This window comes from Embleya sp. NPDC059237 (genome assembly GCF_042754105.1).
Taxonomy (GTDB): Bacteria; Actinomycetota; Actinomycetes; order Streptomycetales; family Streptomycetaceae; genus Embleya.
The window spans coordinates 34,119-51,133 of sequence record NZ_JBHZAE010000029.1 but is presented as its reverse complement, the minus strand read 5'-3'; the positions used below and the strand labels follow the sequence as shown (position 1 = coordinate 51,133).

The 17,015-nt window shown below is 68.0% G+C and carries 13 protein-coding genes; 1 reads left to right on the top strand and 12 read right to left on the bottom strand.

What is annotated here, in order from left to right:
• Positions 1-24 precede the first annotated feature (24 nt).
• Genes ACFXKZ_RS49020 through lysA form a run of 3 tightly spaced genes read right to left on the bottom strand, consistent with a single transcriptional unit; the run spans position 25 to position 4,399 of the window.
• Positions 25-1,422 carry a serine hydrolase domain-containing protein gene (locus ACFXKZ_RS49020; RefSeq protein WP_380013830.1) on the bottom strand — a complete coding sequence of 466 codons (1,398 nt, stop codon included), beginning with the start codon at positions 1,420-1,422 and terminating at the stop codon, positions 25-27.
• A gap of 54 nt (positions 1,423-1,476) precedes the next feature.
• Positions 1,477-3,084, bottom strand: a complete 1,608-nt coding sequence (locus tag ACFXKZ_RS49015) for an amidohydrolase family protein (protein WP_380013827.1) — start codon at positions 3,082-3,084, stop codon at positions 1,477-1,479.
• A 1-nt stretch (position 3,085) separates the two neighbouring features.
• Positions 3,086-4,399 (bottom strand): diaminopimelate decarboxylase, encoded by a 1,314-nt coding sequence (gene lysA, locus ACFXKZ_RS49010; RefSeq protein ID WP_380013824.1) that lies wholly within the window; start codon positions 4,397-4,399, stop codon positions 3,086-3,088.
• An 84-nt stretch (positions 4,400-4,483) separates the two neighbouring features.
• Between lysA and ACFXKZ_RS49005 the strand changes: the two genes are divergently transcribed.
• The gene (locus tag ACFXKZ_RS49005; RefSeq protein ID WP_380013821.1) at positions 4,484-6,088 is read left to right on the top strand and encodes a PucR family transcriptional regulator; all 1,605 of its coding nucleotides are present in this window, start codon (positions 4,484-4,486) and stop codon (positions 6,086-6,088) included.
• 61 nt (positions 6,089-6,149) lie between these two features.
• On the opposite strand, the gene ACFXKZ_RS49000 is transcribed toward ACFXKZ_RS49005, so the two are convergent.
• The 9 genes from ACFXKZ_RS49000 to ACFXKZ_RS48960 all read right to left on the bottom strand — a co-directional run bounded on the left by ACFXKZ_RS49000 (position 6,150) and on the right by ACFXKZ_RS48960 (position 16,897).
• Complete coding sequence (locus ACFXKZ_RS49000; protein WP_380013818.1) at positions 6,150-7,643, bottom strand: aminotransferase class I/II-fold pyridoxal phosphate-dependent enzyme; 1,494 nt, start codon at positions 7,641-7,643, stop codon at positions 6,150-6,152.
• Positions 7,640-8,470, bottom strand: a complete 831-nt coding sequence (locus ACFXKZ_RS48995; protein WP_380013815.1) for an ABC transporter ATP-binding protein — start codon at positions 8,468-8,470, stop codon at positions 7,640-7,642. Before ACFXKZ_RS48995 ends, ACFXKZ_RS49000 begins: the two co-directional genes overlap by 4 nt.
• Positions 8,467-9,468 (bottom strand): ABC transporter ATP-binding protein, encoded by a 1,002-nt coding sequence (locus ACFXKZ_RS48990; RefSeq protein WP_380013812.1) that lies wholly within the window; start codon positions 9,466-9,468, stop codon positions 8,467-8,469. The genes ACFXKZ_RS48995 and ACFXKZ_RS48990 overlap by 4 nt, the downstream gene beginning before the upstream one ends.
• Positions 9,465-10,385 carry an ABC transporter permease gene (locus ACFXKZ_RS48985; protein ID WP_380013809.1) on the bottom strand — a complete coding sequence of 307 codons (921 nt, stop codon included), beginning with the start codon at positions 10,383-10,385 and terminating at the stop codon, positions 9,465-9,467. Before ACFXKZ_RS48985 ends, ACFXKZ_RS48990 begins: the two co-directional genes overlap by 4 nt.
• Entirely contained in the window at positions 10,382-11,473 is a 1,092-nt protein-coding gene (locus ACFXKZ_RS48980; RefSeq protein WP_380013806.1) for an ABC transporter permease, read from the bottom strand. The genes ACFXKZ_RS48985 and ACFXKZ_RS48980 overlap by 4 nt, the downstream gene beginning before the upstream one ends.
• Positions 11,440-13,101, bottom strand: a complete 1,662-nt coding sequence (locus ACFXKZ_RS48975; protein WP_380013803.1) for an ABC transporter substrate-binding protein — start codon at positions 13,099-13,101, stop codon at positions 11,440-11,442. The genes ACFXKZ_RS48980 and ACFXKZ_RS48975 overlap by 34 nt, the downstream gene beginning before the upstream one ends.
• Positions 13,102-13,679: 578 nt before the next feature.
• Positions 13,680-13,859: a hypothetical protein gene (locus ACFXKZ_RS48970; protein WP_380013800.1), complete on the bottom strand. Its 180-nt coding sequence runs from the start codon at positions 13,857-13,859 to the stop codon at positions 13,680-13,682.
• A gap of 264 nt (positions 13,860-14,123) precedes the next feature.
• On the bottom strand, positions 14,124-15,734 hold the full coding sequence (locus ACFXKZ_RS48965) for an acetolactate synthase large subunit (protein WP_380013797.1): 1,611 nt from the start codon (positions 15,732-15,734) through the stop codon (positions 14,124-14,126).
• 296 nt (positions 15,735-16,030) lie between these two features.
• On the bottom strand, positions 16,031-16,897 hold the full coding sequence (locus ACFXKZ_RS48960) for an alpha/beta fold hydrolase (RefSeq protein WP_380013794.1): 867 nt from the start codon (positions 16,895-16,897) through the stop codon (positions 16,031-16,033).
• Between the last annotated feature and the right edge of the window lie 118 nt (positions 16,898-17,015).

The following is a 17,015-nucleotide window of genomic DNA, read 5'->3' as shown; positions in this document are numbered from 1 at the left end:
CGGTGCTTCGTTGCGGAACCGACGTCACGGGGTGAACGTCCGGTACAGCGGGTAACCCGACAGCGTCGCCCGGGTCGCCTTGCCGTCGAGGACGACGTCGAAAGCCAGCCGCTCCGGGGAACGCTCGTCCTCACCGATGCGGAAGCCGCCGTCGGGCAGCGGAACCAGCGGCTCGCCGAGGTCGCTCGCGAAGTCGCCCTGCCAGACCCAGAGACGGCCTTTGCTGCACTGCACCCGGATGTTGGAAAGCCACGGGTTGTAGCCGCGGTAATGGCCGACGACGGGCCGCCATTCCGCGGGCGGTTCCTCGATGACGCTCGGCTCCCGCGGCGCTTCCTCGATCGCGGACTCGGGCAGGACGAGCGCGGGCGACGGTCGACCGGACAGCGCGGCGTCGACCCAGTCGATCGCGAAGTGGGCGACGTCCGACCACGCTCCGCTGCCGTTCGCGAGGACGACGGCGCCGAGGCCCCGTTCGCGGTCGCAGACGAGAGCGGCGTTGTAGCCGACCATTCCTCCGGTGTGCGCGACGTACTCGCGGCCCGCACGCTGGTACACGTACATGCCGAGTCCGTACGTGTAGGGCGGTTCCTCGGCCTCGACGCAGTCGGCGGTCATCTCGTGCAGGCTTTCGGTCCGCAGAAGGCGGGCGTCGCCCGGGCCGCTGCCGTCGCCCAGCAGGAGGCGTATCCACGCGGTCATCTCCGAGGGCGTGGAGGCGATGCTGCCGTCGGCGGTGGCCGTCTCGAGCCAGTGCGCCGGTGCCAGTCCGTCGGCGCGACGAGGCGCCCGGTCGTCGTAGAAGGGACCGTAGCCGACGGCGAGACGGCGGCGTGTGTCGTGCGTGATCGCCGCGTGCGATCCGGTCATGCCGAGCGGAGCGAGCAGGTCCTCGGCGAGTACCTGCTCGTAGGGCCGGCCGTGGACCGCCTGCAGAACGAGGCCGAGCGCCTTGTACCCCGTGTTGGAGTAGTAGTGCCAGGTGCCGGGTGGGGTCGTCGCTTCCGTGTCGCGGAGCGCCCAGACCTCGAACGCGGACTCGCCCGTGTATTCCGCGCCGCCGACGATGCCCGCCGTGTGGTTCAGCAGATGCCGGACGGTGATCGGCGCGAACCTCGACTTCACCGTGAACCAGGGCAGGTAGCGGGTCACCGGTGCGTCCAGGTCGAGCAGCCCGCTGTCACGTGCCTGAAGGATCAGTGCCGCCGTGAAACCCTTGGAGATCGAACCGATCTCGAAGAGCGTGTCGTCACGCACGGGGCTGCCGGCGGCGAGGTCGGCGAATCCGACGGACGTCTGTGCGAGAACCCCGTGCCGGTCCGTGACCGCCAGGGAGAGGCCGGCCGCCCAGGAGGTGTCCTCCAGCACCCCGCGAACGGCCTTGGTGAAGTCGGGAGCAAGGGTGATCCTGGTGATCGCCATGGTGTTCCTCTTCCGTGAAGTGATGATCAATGCCGCGGGGGCGTCCTGAGCGCGTCAGCGCACGCCGCGCCGCAGTGCCCGGCCCGCGAGTGTGCCCGTGGGGTTCCCGTCACGCAGGGCGAAGCGGCCGTTGACGAGCACGTGGCGCATTCCTGAGGCGTAGCGGTGGGGTTCGGAGTACGTCGCGTGATCCCGGACCGCGTCCGGATCGAAGATCGCGAGGTCGGCCCACTCGCCGGCCCCGACCCTCCCCCGTCCGACGAGTCTCAGCGTGTCCGCCGGCAGGCTCGTCATGCGACGCACGGCCTCCTCCAGCGTCAGCAGGCCGTCGCGCACGTATGGACCCAGGACGCGCGCGAAGGAGCCGTAGGCTCGCGGATGTGTCGGGGAGTCCGAGAACGGCGGCTCCGTCGAGGCCGCTTCGGCGTCGGAGCACACACTCACCCACGACTGTTCCAGACCGAGGCGGATGTTCTCCTCCGACATGCAGAAGTAGAGGGCCTCCGTGTGCGGGTCCTCGGCCACCAGATCCAGGAGCGCTTCGAGGGGATCGCCGTAGCCGCGGAGGGCACTAAACTGCGCCAACGTCTTTCCGGCGGCCTCGGCGTTCGAGCCGCGTCCGCCTTGGAGCAGGATACCCTCGGCGCCGCCCGCGTCGAGGTGGATGTTCTCCCATGTGCCGCTCGGCACCCGGATGTCCGCGATGATCCGCGCCCTGACGACCGGGTCGGTGATGCGTCTCAACAGGGCTTTCTCTCCGCCGTCGAAGTACCACGGTGGAATGGACGCGGCCAGGCTCGTACCGCCCGCCTCGTAGGGATAGAGATCGGCGCTGATCTCGATCCCTTCCTCGCGCGCGTCCGCGATCAGGCGGATCGCTTCGGCCATCCGGTGCCAGTTGTCACGGCCGGAGGCCTTGAGGTGCCACACGTGTGCCCGGGCGGCGGACATCCGGGCGATGTCGATCACCTCGCGGACGGACTCCTCCAGGTGCGCGGCCTCGTCCCTGATGTGTGAGATGTAGAGAGCGTCGTGCGCGCTCGCCACTCCCGCGTACGCCGCCAGTTCCTCGGTGGAGGCGTAGACGCCGGGGGCGTACAGGAGTGAGGAGCCGACGCCGAGTGCGCCGGCGGCGAGCTCCTCGTCGAGGATGGCGCAGACCGACCGGAGTTCGTCGTCGGTGAGTTGCCGTTCGTCCGCGCCGGCTCGGATCGCACGGAGATTGTGGGCGCCGACGAAACTCGCGACGTTCGGTCCGACGCCGTTGGCCTCCAGGCTCTCGAGGAAGTCGTTCAACCGCGGAAAGGCGGTGCGGACTCCGTCTTCCCGGGGCGTGGGATCGACGATTTCGACGGCGCGGTCGATGACCGGGCCGAGCGAGTATCCCTCTCCGAAGACTTCCGTGGTGACGCCCTGATACAAGTCCGACAAGCCGCGGGCGTCCTGCTGCAGTGACTCGTACGCGTGGCTCAGGATGTTGATGAATCCCGGAGCGACCACGAGCCCGGTCGCGTCGAGCTCGAACCGTCCGTCCGGCTCGATGTCCCCGACGTGAACGATGCGACCGCGCGAAACGGCGATGTCGGCGGTCTTGCGCGGCGCTCCGGTCCCGTCGACGACGGTACCGCCGCGGATGATGAGGTCGTTCGTCACCTCGGACATGTCACACGCCTTCCTCGGGGTCCAGGAGGTCGCGGCGCCTCAGATCCTCGTAGGTCTCGCGGCGGACCACCGCACGCGACCGCCCCCCGCCGACGAAGATCACCGGGGGCCGACGGGCACCGTTGTAGTTGTTCGACATGGTGTGGCAGTACGCCCCCGTCACGGGTACGGCCACGACATCGCCGACCCGGGGTTCGCGCAGCGCCACGCCCGTGCTGATCCGGTCGCCGGATTCGCAGTGTTTGCCGACGAGGTTCACGGCCTTACCGCCGCCGACGCGGTTCACGACGGTCGCCTCGAACCTCTGTCCGTACAGGGATACTTCGAGGTTGTCACCCATACCCCCGTCGACCGCGACGAACGTCGGCCGTCCCTCCTTCACCGAGACGACCCGGTACAGCGTCAGCCCGCTTCGCGCCACGACGCTGCGGCCCGGCTCGATGAGCAACTGCGCGTGGGGCGGCAGATACCGCCTGGCGGCGCCGATGAGGCCGTCGAGCCATGCTTCGACGCTCGGCGGAGCGTCGTCATATGTGTAGCGGACACCCAGACCGCCGCCCAGATCGTAGATGTCGAACTCGCCGTAGGAGGCGAGCGCTCGCACGGCCGCGACATAGGGCTCGACTTCGCATATCTGGCTTCCGATATGCATGTGCAGGCCGCGAAGGTTGAGGCGCTCACTGGAACGGAGGCGAGTGATCGCCGCTTCGGCGTCCGCCCGCCGCAGACCGAACTTCGACCCGTGCTTTCCCGTCGCCAGCGCCTCATGCGTCTCGGCGGCAACCTCGGGGAGCACCCGGATCAGCACGTCCTGGCGGCCGGTGACGATCTCCTCCAGCTTCGCGATGTCATCGAAGTTGTCGATGACGATGAGCCCCACTCCCGCGTCGACCGCGGCCTGGAGTTCCTCCACCGACTTCGCGTTGCCGTGCATCACGATGCTGTCGGGTGCAACCCCCGCACCGAGCGCGAGAACAAGCTCGCCACCGCCCGCGACGTCCGCTCCGAGCCCCGCTTCCGCGAGCGTGCGATAGACGGCTGTCGCCGGGAACGCTTTCGATGCGAAGACAACGCGTGAGTTCGGCCATCTGGCGGCCAGCGCCTCCCGGAACAATGTCGCCTGGCGGATCAGCGCGGTCTCGTCGAGCACGTAGGCAGGGGTGCCGAACCGCTGTGCGATGTCCGTCAGCCGAACGCCTCCCACGACCAGCTCGTCCTCGGCATCGACATATGTTCCTTCCGGGAACAATTCGATCAATGCGCGCGCGTCGTCGTTCGGATTTGTGTGTGATGCGTCGAGGGTCGACGTCGTCATATGAGTTCCCGCCTTCTGAATTTACGATCAGGCTAGGGACTCGATCCGAGGCGAATCTCTGGCCGAAGTGACTAGGATCCGAGAATGAACTTGTCCGATCGGCCAGAAGCCGGCTGCACCCTCGAGGAACTCCTGCAGCGGATTCTCCCGCTGCCGGTCACCGTTCTCGTCGAGTCGACCGCCGCGAGCGCGCTTTTCGTGCGCGGCACCCTCATCGCGGGACCGGGGGAAGGGCTGCCCGATCTGTCGGGTGGCATCCTCCTGCTGGCCGGCCGCGGCGACGTGCCGCAGATCGAGGCATCGGTGAGGGAAGCGGCCGAGCGTGGGTTCGGTGCGGTTTTCCTCCGAGCGGGTGCGTCGACGACACCGACGGTCCTGCGCACGGCGGCCGAGGCCGGGATTTCGCTGATGTCCTTCGACAGCGAGCTGAACTGGCGTGAGCTGGCCGCTCTGCTCGACACGGTGATCGAATCGCACTGGGCACCGTCCGACGGGGGACCCGCTGTCGGTGTCGAGGAGCTGTACGTGATCGCGGACGCGGTCGCGGCGACGATCGGCGGCTCGGTGTCGATCGAGGATCTCTCGCAGCGCGTCGTCGCCTACTCGAGCGTTCCGGGCCAGCGTATCGACGCGGTACGCAGCGAAGGCATCCTCGACCGAAGTGCCCCGCACGATCCGGGAGATCGGGAACGGTACGGGCGCATCCTGCGGTCGGACGGCGTGGTCAGATTCGAGCGGGACGGTGACGAACTCGCGCGTGCGGCGATGGCCGTCAGGGCCGGCGACCTTCCGCTCGGCACGATTTGGGCGATCGAGGGCGAGCACGGCATCAGCGCTCGTGACGAAGCCGCGCTGCGGCAGGGCGCTCAGCTGGCGGCATTGCACATGCTGCGCGCGCGCAGCCCGTTCGAGTTCCATCACGAACTCCGCGGCGACGCGCTGCGGTCGCTCATCGACGGAACGGGGAACGCGGATGGTGCGCGTACGCGGCTCCGCCTGCGGGACGATGTGCCTCGCGCGCTGCTCGCGTTCGGATTCGGGGGCGCAGCGGCGGACCGGTCCGAATCCTCGGCGACGGCCCGCGCGGCACAAAATGTCGCACGCCAGATCACCGCTCTGCGCCCCAGCGCCTCGATCACGGTGTCCGGAGGGGTTGTCTACGTCCTCCTCGCCGACGATCACGTGAACTCCGCCGCGTCCTCCCTGGCCGAGTCGATCACCGGCATCCCGGGAGGCCGAGAGCGGCGACGGCTGTTCGCGGCGGTGGCCGTCGACCACGACGCGACGCGGCCGCTCACGGATCTGCGCGCCGAGGCGGACGACGTGCTGGAGGTGCTCGTCGCCCGCTCGGACCGGTCCACCGCAACCCTGCGCGACGTCCGGGTGGACGTGATCCTGCGACACGTCGCAGCCGAGCTGACGAGAACTCCCTGGCTGCGTGACGCGGAGATCGCCCGGATCTTCACCGCCTCGGCCCGCAATCGGGAGATCGCCGGCAGCGTGGCGGCGTGGTTCGACGCGCGGTTCGAGGTGACCCGGGCAGCGCAGGTGCTCCAGGTACACCCCAACACGCTGCGGTATCGGCTTCGCCGCTTCTCCGAACTGACGGGAGTGGACCTGGAGGACGCCGATTCGTGCTTGGGCGTCTGGTTGCAGCTGCGCACGCATTCAGGAGTCCGCGCCTCCTGACGCGGGGCGTGACCGACGAGGTGCCGCGGTGCGATTTACGAAGGGCCGATGCCGCTACGGCTTACCCGATCACGCGAAAGCGGCTCACGTCGGGAAGCACGGCGCCTCGAACGTACCCGCCCGGTGAACGGGCGACCTGACGGAGGAAGTCGACGGCGGGCCGAGTGATTTCCTCGCCGGGCAAAATGTTGGGGATTCCCGGAGGATACGCGGAAAGGGCGTCGGCGCTCGTCCGGCCCACCGCCTCGGTGTGCGGGACGACCTCGGACGGCGCGTAGAACGCGTCGCGTGGAGAGACATGTATCCGCCCGGGCGACGGCAGGTCCGCCGGGTCGCCGATCTCATGCGGCGCCGCGTCTCCTCCGGTTTCGAGGACGGCGTCGATGAGTCGGTCGAACGAGGTTCGCTTGCCGATCCCCACGAGCGGGACGAGAGTCGTGCGCGTCGCCATCTCCACCCATATGCCGAAGTCGCGCGCCAACGTGAGCCGAAGGGCGTGCGCGTCCGCGCAGATCCCGCTGACGTCGATCGGCATGCGCAGGGGATCATGGTCGACGATGTCCGGGTGGGAGGAGAAAGTGTCCTCGATCAACGAGATTCCCCGCTCCGCCCGAACGCGGTCACGCGCCGCTGCCAGGGCACGCAGCGCGTCATCGACCTGCGGCCCGCCCCGTTGAAGGTCGCGACGGGCGACATCGATCGATCCGATCAGCAGTGAACTCTCACTCGTGGAGGCCGTCATGCGATAGGCCCGTTCGAGAGCGGGCTCCAGCGCGTCGGCGAGATCGGTGTCGCCGAGGTGCAGCACCGCGCTCTGGTGCAGGGACGACGTCATCTTGTGCGTACTCATGACGACGATGTCGGCCCCCTGCCGCACGGGGGAGGAAGGCAGGTCCGGGTGGAACCCGAAGTGGGCTCCCCAGGCGCAGTCGACGATGAGCGCGGCGCCCGCGTCGTGTACCAACCGGGCGATGGTCGGCACGTCGGCGACCGCCCCGAAATAGCTCGGGCTCACGATGTAGACCGCCGTCACCGGCCCGGGATGGTCGGCGATCGCCTTCGCGACGGACGCCGGCGTGACACCGTGGGCGATGCCGTTGCGTACGTCCACGCCGGGCAGGGCGTAGGCCGGACGCAACCCGGCGAGGATGACACCGTCCACGACGCTCGAGTGCGCGCTGCGCTGAATGACGATCCCGTCACCCAGCTGACTCACCGCGAGCGCCGCGAGCCGGTTGCCCTGCGAGGACCCGTTCGTGAGGAACCAGGTCCGCCGGGCACCCCATGCCCCGGCGGCCATCCGATGGGCACGCTCGCGCGGGGAGTCTCTTCCGAGGTCGATGCCGTCGAGCAGCTGTGTGACATCGACGGCCAGCGCCCGTTCCCCGGCGAACTCCGCCTGCCCCGCGGCGAAACCGTCGCCGGCGGCGCCATGACCGGGCACCATGAACGACACCGGCCGGCGGGCGGCATGACGAAGCAACGCGTCGGCGTACGGTGCCTCGTCGCCCGCACCGGCCCGAGAACGTTCGTCGTGGGTGATGGTCGGTTTCATCCTTCACTTTCCTTCATGGCCGCCCCGTGCTGCTCGCTCGGCAGCGCGGCCAGCAGCTCACGCGTGTAGGCGTGTTGCGGATTCAGCAGCACTTCCTCGGTCGGGCCGACCTCGACCAGTCGTCCCGACCGCATCACCGCGACACGGTCGGCGATGTTCCAGGCCAGGCCGAGGTCGTGCGTGACGACCATGACGCTGAGGCGCATCTGTTCGCGCAGCCGGAGGAAGAGGCCGAGGATCTCGCCGCGGAGCGACGCGTCGAGGCTTGCGACGGGCTCGTCGGCGATGATGGTCTCGGGTTCGACGGCGAGCGCACCGGCGATGAGGACACGTTGACGCTGACCGCCGGAGAGCTCGTGGGGGTAGCGCGGGAAGAACTGCTCCGGCGGGCGCAGGCCCGCGTTCGAGAGCGCCCGTGCGACGAGATCGACCTCGGTGACGTCATCGCCGCGAGCGTTGTGCTCGGCGACGAGCCGGTGCAGCCGGATGCCCTCGGCCACCGACTCGTAGACGGAGTGCTTCGGATTGAGCGCACCCGCAGGGTCCTGCATGACGAGTTGGACCCGGCGGCGGTAGCGGCGAAGCGCGGCGCCACCGGTGGGAAGCCGCTCGCCGAGAGCGGTCACCTCTCCGCTTGTGGGACGTTCGAGGCCGAGAAGCGCTCTGCTCAGCGTCGTTTTGCCGGAGCCCGACGCACCGACCAGCGCCAGGATCTCGCCATGCCGGATCTCGAGGTCCACGCCGTCGACGGCATGGACCTCGCTGCGACCGTGGAGCGAGGGGAACGTGACATGGAGATCGGTCGCGCTCAGCACGATGCGGTTCATCGGGCCACCGTCGATTCCGTAGGGGCGATGCCCAGATCCTCGGCGCGCAGGCAGCCGGTTTCCAGTCCTCGCGCGTACTTGGCGAACTCGGGCTTGTGGACGAGGCATTCGCCGTCGACAGACGCGCACCGCGCGGCGAATCCACGCTCGGCCACGTCGTCGACGACGATGCCCGGATCGTCCGCGAGCCCCTGGGGCCGATACCTTGACGCCGGGTCGCCGATCGTGGGGAACGCGCCCGCGAGCGCCCGCGTATAGGGATGCTTCGCCTGCTGGAACACCCTCGGGCCCGGAGCCCGCTCTATGATCCGGCCGCCGTGCATGACGACCACTTCGTCGCACACGCTCGACAGAACCGCGAGGTCGTGGCTGATCATCATCAAGCCGAGTTCGAGCTCGACAGCCAGGTTTCGAAGCAGGCGCAGGATCTGGGCCTGCACCTTCACGTCGAGCGCGGTGGTCGCTTCATCGGCGATCAGCAGCTTGGGGTCGCAGGCGAGTGCCATGGCGATCATGATGCGCTGCTTCTGTCCGCCCGAAAGCTGATGGGGGTAGCTGTACGCGTGCTCCGCCGCGAGGCCCACCATGTCGAGCAGTTCGGCCACGCGGAGATCGGATGCGCGCCGCGTCGTCTCGGGTCGGTGGACGAGGACGGGTTCGGCGATCTGCTCGCCCACCGTCCGCACGGGGTTGAGCGAGTTCATCGCTCCCTGAAAGACGATCGCGGCGTCCGACCAGCGCATGCGGCGCAGCGCCCCCCAGGTGAGGGAGTTGACGTCCTTGCCGCAGACCTCGACCCGCCCCTCCACGCCCGCCCTGCGGGGGTGGAGCCGCAGCACCGCGCTCGCGACCGTGGACTTTCCCGAACCCGATTCGCCGGCGATGCCGAGCGAGCGGCCCTGGTCGAGGGAGAGAGAAACGCCGCGCACGGCGGCGACGTCTCCTCGACTGGATCGGTAGGTGACCCGGAGATCCTGGATCCTCAGCAGCGGGGTCATCGGCCCTCCTCGAGGCGCGGATTGACGATGTCCTCGAGCGCTTGGCCGGCCATCGTGAACGCGAGCACCACCACGATGACGCAGATACCGGGCGGGAGCAGCGCCCACCATGCCCCCAGCGACACGGCGCCGGTGCCGAACGCCGCGTTGAGCATCGTGCCCCAGGAAACCGCCGTCGGGTCGCCGAAGCCGAGGAAGGACAGCGTGGTCTCGGCAAGGACCGAACCGGCGACCGTGAGTGTCGTGTTCGCGAACACGAGCGGCAGCACGTTGGGGAACACATGTTTCGACATGAGGTGCCAGGGCCCCGCGCCGAGCACCCGTGCTCGTTCCATGAACGGCCGTTCGCGCACCGAGAAGGTCTGCGCCCGGATCACCAGCGCCGTCGCGGGCCAGCCGGTGATGCCGATCACCACGATGATCGAGAGCAGGGAGCCGCCCAGCAGGGTCGCCAGGACGAGGGCGAGGGGCAGGAACGGAATGACGATGAACCATTCGGTGAACCGGAAGAGGATGGTGCCCGCCCACCCGTCGGACATCCCCGAGGCCATGCCGACGATCGTGCCGATCACCATCGAGATGACCGTGGCCATCAGGCCGACCAGGAGCGGAACGCGGGCCCCGAATATGAGAAGGGTGAGCACCGAACGTCCGTTGTCATCGGTTCCGAGCGGATACTCCCGGCTCGGCGGCGCCAGGATCGGACCCGACGCGGCGCTCACGCGCAACGCGTGGGAGTCGGCCAGCAGCGGCGCGAAGACCGCGACGACCGCGAAGAGCAGGAGCACGGCGAGGCCGACCATGCCCGCCCGGTTCGCGCGGAACTTCGCCCACGTACGGCCCCAGGCTTCGCGACGGAGCTTCCAACGGAGCGCTGTCGCGCCGGCCCGTCGAGGGAGAGCGGGTGCTGTGGTCATGCTTTCACCCTCGGATCTTGGAGTGCGTAGATGAAGTTCGCCACCAGGTTGGCGACCACGACCGCGGCGGAGAAAACGAGGAACAGCGCCTGCAGAAGCGGTAGATCGGGAATCCTCATGGCTTCGCTCGTGAGCAGTCCGAGCCCCGGGATGGAGAAGACAGTCTCGATGGTGATCGCACCACCCACGGTGAACGCCAGGTTGAGTGCGACGAGCGTGGTCAGGGGCAACCGGGCGTTGGGGAGCGCGTGTCGGTGCAGAACCTGCCGGTCGGAGAGCCCCTTGGCACGCCCGGTGAGCAGGTAGTCCTCACCCATGACGTCGAGCATCGACGACCGCATGATCATCGAGTACTCGGCGAGATACGTGACCGTCAGTGTCGTCGTCGGCAGGACGAGGTGCCAGATGGTGTCCGCGACGCCCTCGACGCTCATCGGTGCGACTCCGGGCGAATGGAGCCCGCCGATGGGGAAGACGCCGAAGACGGGGTTGGCGGCGAACACCATGAACAGCAACAGACCGAGCCACCATTCCGGCATGGAGTACATGACGGTCGCGAAGGCCGATGTCGAGCGGTCGAACCGCCCGCCGTGCCTCCACGCCTGACGGCTGCCCAGCCGGCTGCCCAGCCAGATCGACAGAACCGTCGCCGGCAGGACGAGGAGGAGGGTCGGCCATATGCGCTCCCCGATGAGCTCGGGGACCGGTTTGGAGTACTGGAAGGAAACGCCGAAGTCTCCCGTGAAGACCTGCTTCAGGTATTTTCCGAACTGCATCCACATCGATTCGTCGAGTCCCAGTCGGTGCCGAATCTCTTCCAGGTCCTCCGCGGTACGAGCCTTTCCTCGTCCGAGGGTCCGTTCGGGATGGGGGTTGATCACCCGGAACAGGAAGAAGTTCACGACGATGACGAACATCAGCGCGCAAGCCGAACCGGCGAACTGCGTCAGTACGAACCTGCGGCTGAAGCGGCCGGCGAGCCGTGAACGTCGATGACGAAAGCCCGGTCCGACCAGCCCGTCGACGTGGGTGGTGGTGGAGATCGTTTGCGACGTCATTCGCGCTCCTCCGCTGTCGCTCGGCGCCATCGCGCTACGGCGAATCGCCCGAGTAGCAGGACCAGAATCAGCGTTGCGAGACTGCGGTAAACGACTGTGGCCGTTCGCGCCGTTCGGTCCGCACTCAAGTCCTGCGCGGCACCATCGGTCGGCCTCAGGTCGTAGAGACTGGTGACGTCGGCCATGACATCACCACCGGGCTGAAACGCGGAAGTCCATCCCGTCCACCGATCGCTGCGATATGCCTGCTGCGCCATCGGCTGCCCCATCACGATGTAGGGAGCGTCGTGATACAGAATCTGCTGCATCTTTTTGACGATCTCGACGCGTTTGTCGTGGTCCAGCTCGTTTTTCTGCTCGGTGTACAGATCGTCGTATTCCTTGGAGCAGTACCAGCTGTCACTCTGAAGCGAGCGTTGATCGCAGGTCAGGTAGACGAGCATCGCGTCGGGGTCGTCACTGAACCCCCAGCCCCACCAGAACATGTCGTAATTCCCGCTCAGGATTTCGTCGGTCAGCTTGTCGGCCGTCATCGCGTCGATCGTGATGTCGAATCCGAGATTCTGCATCCACTCGCGGACGAGTCGAGTGGCGAGAAGGGACGACTGGTCCGACGCGTCGACCGCGATCCGAAGCCGTGGTACCGAGCGACCGGTCGGGAGGGTGCGCCTTCCGTCGGCGTCCAGCTTGTAGCCGGCCTCGTCGAGCCTCTTGGCGGCGAGTTTCGGGTCGTAGGCCGTGCCGTCTGCCGGCGGCTTCCACTGGAAGTCCGGGAAGCCGTCGGGGACGATCGTCCGCAGAGGTGACAGGCCTCCTTTGAACGCCTTCCGGGAAAGCTCCGCCGGATCGAAGGCGGTGGACAACGCAAAACGGAACTTCGGATCGAGAACCGCAGGGTTCGGATCACCGAGCGGATGGCCTGTCTTGAGATCGGAAGAGCCCGAATTGAAACCCACTTCGACGAAGTTGCCGAGGAGTGGGAATTGATTGGCGAACATGTGCTGCCGGCTCTTGAGCTTTCGAACCTGCAGTGCGTTCACACTCGACGTATAGTCGATCTCCCCCTTGCGAATCGCCTGCATGATCGTGTCCTGTGCTTTGAAGAACCGCCAGTCGACGTACGTGACCGGACTGAGCCCACGCCAATTGCCCGGCCACGCTTCGAAGCGGTACAGCGAGCTGCCCGATCCTCCCTCAAGGAGTCGGTAGGGCCCGGATGTCACCAAGCTTTTCGGACCGAGGGGATACTGGTCGAGCCTGTCGTCGGGATAATGCTCGAAGATGTGCTTCGGGAGTATGGGGATCGGCATTTTTGGCAGGGTCGCGCTCGGCGCGCCGAGGCTCAACTCGACCGTGCTGTCATCCGGGGCTTCCACGGTTTTCACGTTGTCGAGATAATTTCCCCATGTACTGTTCCCCTGCCCACCCTCGAGCACCCGGCCGAGCGTATATGCCGCGTCCGCTGCGGTGAGCGGTGTCCCGTCGCTCCATGTGAGACCGGGCCGCATGTGGTACGTGACGGTAAGACCGTCGGCCGCGACATTCCACGATTCGGCGAGCCCCGGCCCCTGTTCGGCGAGGGAATCGTGAGAGGGCGAGGTCAGCGCCTCGAACAAGTACGGTATGAGGGCGTACGAGTTGGACAGGATGTACGTCATGGGATTAAGCGTGTCGACCTCGCCGACGGCCCCGACGGTGAGCTTTCCACCCGCGCCCCGTGTGCCTGCGCTGCCAGGTCCTGACGCAACCGAATCGGTCCCCGACCGATGACCGGCAACGGTGGATGATGCGGTATACAGGCTGGTAAGGAACGCTGCAAGAGCTATCGCTGCCAGAGACGCGATGGCGACTCGCGCGAAAGAGATTCGGGAGTGAAACCTGCGACAATCTGATGCGGATCTCCACGGCATAGTGGGCCTCCCTCACGCCGGCGAGCGGCGTGTCCACGTCCTCGAAGGTGTGCCCTCGCGGCATGTGCGTTTTGCATTCCGATCAGTAGACCAGCCGGTGCCCCGGGCATCTTTGGCGCTTCGGCCGAATTTCGCGCGGCAGATTTAGACCGGCGGTCATATTTGCCGCGCTCGCGCGATCCGCCCCGAACCGTAGGGGACGCGCCGGTCTGGTCATCGACGGTCTTCAGCCGTTCGCAGAGAAGCGTCATGGTGCCGATCACCCCGTCGTCCTCGACAAGCAGGAACTCGTCGACGAGGCGCCGATTCACTGCGAAGGTAAGAGCTCAGGGCATCTCTACCTGCCGGCCGTCGGCGATAGTGCGCGGGGTGGGGAAGCGCACGCCCTTCCCCGCCGCAATCGACGGGGCGGTGTCGTTCCCGGCAGCTGGTTCGACGCCGATCGGTTCCACGCCGGGCAGCAGACCTCGGGCGGCGATCGCGCCGCCCGCCATCGCGGCTGGCACGCTCCCGGTCCGTGCGCTCCCCAGCCGCACGCCCGGCGCCGCCCGATCGGACCCGGCACGGCCCCGAAAGCCGGCTTGTCGAGCCGATCGAATGCCGGCCAGGACCCGATTGCCATGCTCGACTTGTCGCCCAGTTTGTGCGGGCCGCCGCATATTGCCCGGCGTATTCGCCGGCCGGCCGGATGCGGTCGTCGTCGATCCCGGTGGTGCGTCACTCGGTGACGGCGACGTCGAACCCGGCCGGTGTCGGCGAACACCGGCCGGTCAACGGCCGGTGGGCGCGAGCATAGCCTCGATGAGGTGGGGGCCGGGCTCGGACAGGGCACGTTCGAATTGCCGGGCCAGTTCTTCGGCGGTCCCGGCGCGGGTGGCGGGCACGCCCATGCCGTGGGCGAGGGAGACGAAGTCCAGGTCCGGGCGGGACAGGTCGAAGAGCCGGGCCGAGGCCTCGGCGGTGGCGCCGACGCGTTCCAGTTCGGCGCGCAAGATCGCGTAGGACCGGTTGTTGAGGATCACGGTCGTGATGTCGAGCTGTTCCCGGGCGTGGCTCCACAGGGCGGACAGGGTGTACATGGCGCTGCCGTCGGCCTGGAGGCAGATCACGGGACGGTCGGGGCAGGCTATCGCGGCTCCGGTGGCCGACGGCAGTCCCTGACCGATCGACAGACCGGTCAATCCCAGCAGGTCGTGGGGCGGGGAACCGGCCGTGGCCGCGTGGAGGGTGCCCATGCCGGCGGTGATGGACTCGTCGACGACGATGGCCTCCGGGGGCAGCAGGGCGCCGACGACCGCCGCCCAGTTGTCGACGGTGAGTTCACCGTGCGGCAGCAGCGGCGGCGGCAGAGGGGCGAGGACCGGTTCGATGCCTGGCGCGACCAGCTCGGCCAGCATGTCCAGGGCGAGCAGGGTGTCGGCGCCCGCGTCCTCGGCGAGGACGTGCACGCGGGTGTCTGGGGGCGTCGGCAGGCTGGTTCGCCCGGGGTAGGCGAACGAGGTCACCGGGATGCGTGCGCCGCACAGGACGAGGTGCCGCGCGTCCCGGAGCTGGACGGTAATCTCCTCGCCCCGATAGGCGAGGGGCTCGATGGAGGGTATTCCGGCGCCTCGGCGCTGCCGGGCGGCCCAGTTCCGCGAGAGCAGCCGCGCGCCTGTCACACGCTCGATCCGGCTCGCCGCGCGCAGTCCCCGCTCGCTCAACGCCTGGCCATCCAGCAGGAGTACACACGGTTCGCCCGAGCGCAGCACGCGAACGATCGACCGCACGTGCGCCTCGGAAGGCGCGGGAGGGGCGGCCGTCTTCACCGGTGGAGCCGACCGGCCTCCGAGCGACCAGGACAGGTCCGCCGGGACGATGAGGGTCGAGACGGACCCGGAGGTGCCGGTGCGTGAGGAGCCCTGCTCGGCCGGTTCGGCGCCTGCGGAGGTCAGCGCCGCTGCGACCGCGTCTGCCGCGTCCGTGGCGAGCGCCTTTGTGGTCGTCGAACGCCGCACCCAGCCGGAGACGGTGCCGGCGAGCGCGTCGATATCCGATTCGAGCAGGGAGTCCAGGGGCTTGTGGCCGATGGCGTGGTCCCCGACGACGTTCACGATCGGGGTGTTCGCGCGGCGGGCGTTGTGCAGGTTCGCGAGTCCGTTCGCCAGCCCGGGCCCGAGATGCAGGAGCGTCGCGGCCGGGCGCCCTGTCATCCGCCCGTACCCGTCAGCCGCTCCCGTGGCGACTCCCTCGAAGAGACACAACACCCCGCGCATTTGCGGCACCGCGTCCAGCGTGGCCACGAAATGCATCTCGGACGTACCCGGGTTCGCGAAGCAAACCCGCACATTGCTGTCCACCAACGTGCGCACCAACGCGTGCGCTCCGGTCGTTTCCCGCATGATTGCTCCCTTCCGTGACGCCCACTCCCCCGGGCCTGCGGGGACGTGGGCGCATCCGTGATGACTCTGGTCTGTCCTGTACCAAGGCCCCGTGTCCTGGGCGGTGACCGTCTCCATCCACGTCGGTGCCGCCGGCAGGGACCCGAAAGCGGTTCGAGTCCCACCGACCGCGCGGCCGGGCAGCAAAAGCGCCACGTATCCGGTGGGAGCTGGGCAACGACATGCACGTGGTGTTCCCGCGGACCGCCGTTTGCCTCGATACCCATCGCTTCGTGGCACTTTTTTGTCGGGATCTCTTATCCCAGTACCCGTCCGAGGAAGCCGCGCAGGTATCCCGCGACGACATCGAGGTGGCTCTCCAGGAGGAAGTGGCCGCCGTCGATCAGGTGCACTTCCGCGTCCTTGGCGTCGCGGGCGAAGGCCCGCGCGCCGGCCGGGCCGAAGATCTCGTCGTTGCGTCCCCATACGGCCAACACCGGGACGTCGTTGGTGCGCAGGAGTTCGTGCAGCAGCGGGTAGAGCTGGCGGTTGGTCCGGTAGTCGCGGAACAGCGCCAACTGGACCTCGTCGTTGCCCTCGCGGGAGACGAGGGCGAAGTCGTGCTCCCAGGTGTCCGGGTCGACCAGGCTCGGGTCGGGCACACCGTGCAGGTACTGCCAACGGATGGCGTCGATGCTCAGCGCGGCGCGGACGGCGGGTTCGGTGTCGGGGCCGGGGTTGGCCCCGTAGGCCCAGACGTCGGTCCAGAACGAGTCGACGAAACCGTCCTCGTAGCCGTTGCCGTTCTGGGTGACGAGGGCGGAGATCCGTTCGGGGTGCTCGAGCGCGAGGCGCCACCCGATGGGGGCGCCGTAGTCCTGGACGTAGAGGGCGTAGCGGTCCAGGCCCAGCTGGTCGAGCAGCCCGGAGGTGAGTTCGGCGAGGGCGTCGAAGGTGTAGGTGAAGTCCTCGACGCGAGGGGCGTCGGAGTGGCCGAAGCCGAGGTGGTCCGGCGCGAAGACGTGGTAGTCGTCGGCCAGCAGCGGGATGAGTTCGCGGAACATGAACGAACTGGTCGGGTACCCGTGCAGCAGGACAATCGCGGGGGCGTCGGCGGGCCCGGCCTCGCGGTAGAAGATCTTGTGGCCGTCGACGGTGGCGGTCCGGTGGTGCACCGCGCTCATGTCTAACCTCTTTGCATGCTTGATCTGGTTAGTTCTTCGCCATGCAAGCACGCGATGAACTAACCTGTCAAACGATTCGATCCGGTTAGACGGTCAGAGGGCAGAGGGAGGTGGCACT

What these genes read in the sequence shown, in the direction of transcription:
- ACFXKZ_RS49020 (WP_380013830.1), bottom strand. Translation starts at nt 1,422, where the DNA reads ATGGCGATCACCAGGATCACCCTTGCTCCCGACTTCACCAAGGCCGTT.
- ACFXKZ_RS49015 (WP_380013827.1), bottom strand. Translation starts at nt 3,084, where the DNA reads ATGTCCGAGGTGACGAACGACCTCATCATCCGCGGCGGTACCGTCGTC.
- lysA (WP_380013824.1), bottom strand. Translation starts at nt 4,399, where the DNA reads ATGACGACGTCGACCCTCGACGCATCACACACAAATCCGAACGACGAC.
- ACFXKZ_RS49005 (WP_380013821.1), top strand. Translation starts at nt 4,484, where the DNA reads ATGAACTTGTCCGATCGGCCAGAAGCCGGCTGCACCCTCGAGGAACTC.
- ACFXKZ_RS49000 (WP_380013818.1), bottom strand. Translation starts at nt 7,643, where the DNA reads ATGAAACCGACCATCACCCACGACGAACGTTCTCGGGCCGGTGCGGGC.
- ACFXKZ_RS48995 (WP_380013815.1), bottom strand. Translation starts at nt 8,470, where the DNA reads ATGAACCGCATCGTGCTGAGCGCGACCGATCTCCATGTCACGTTCCCC.
- ACFXKZ_RS48990 (WP_380013812.1), bottom strand. Translation starts at nt 9,468, where the DNA reads ATGACCCCGCTGCTGAGGATCCAGGATCTCCGGGTCACCTACCGATCC.
- ACFXKZ_RS48985 (WP_380013809.1), bottom strand. Translation starts at nt 10,385, where the DNA reads ATGACCACAGCACCCGCTCTCCCTCGACGGGCCGGCGCGACAGCGCTC.
- ACFXKZ_RS48980 (WP_380013806.1), bottom strand. Translation starts at nt 11,473, where the DNA reads ATGGCGCCGAGCGACAGCGGAGGAGCGCGAATGACGTCGCAAACGATC.
- ACFXKZ_RS48975 (WP_380013803.1), bottom strand. Translation starts at nt 13,101, where the DNA reads ATGACGTACATCCTGTCCAACTCGTACGCCCTCATACCGTACTTGTTC.
- ACFXKZ_RS48965 (WP_380013797.1), bottom strand. Translation starts at nt 15,734, where the DNA reads ATGCGGGAAACGACCGGAGCGCACGCGTTGGTGCGCACGTTGGTGGAC.
- ACFXKZ_RS48960 (WP_380013794.1), bottom strand. Translation starts at nt 16,897, where the DNA reads ATGAGCGCGGTGCACCACCGGACCGCCACCGTCGACGGCCACAAGATC.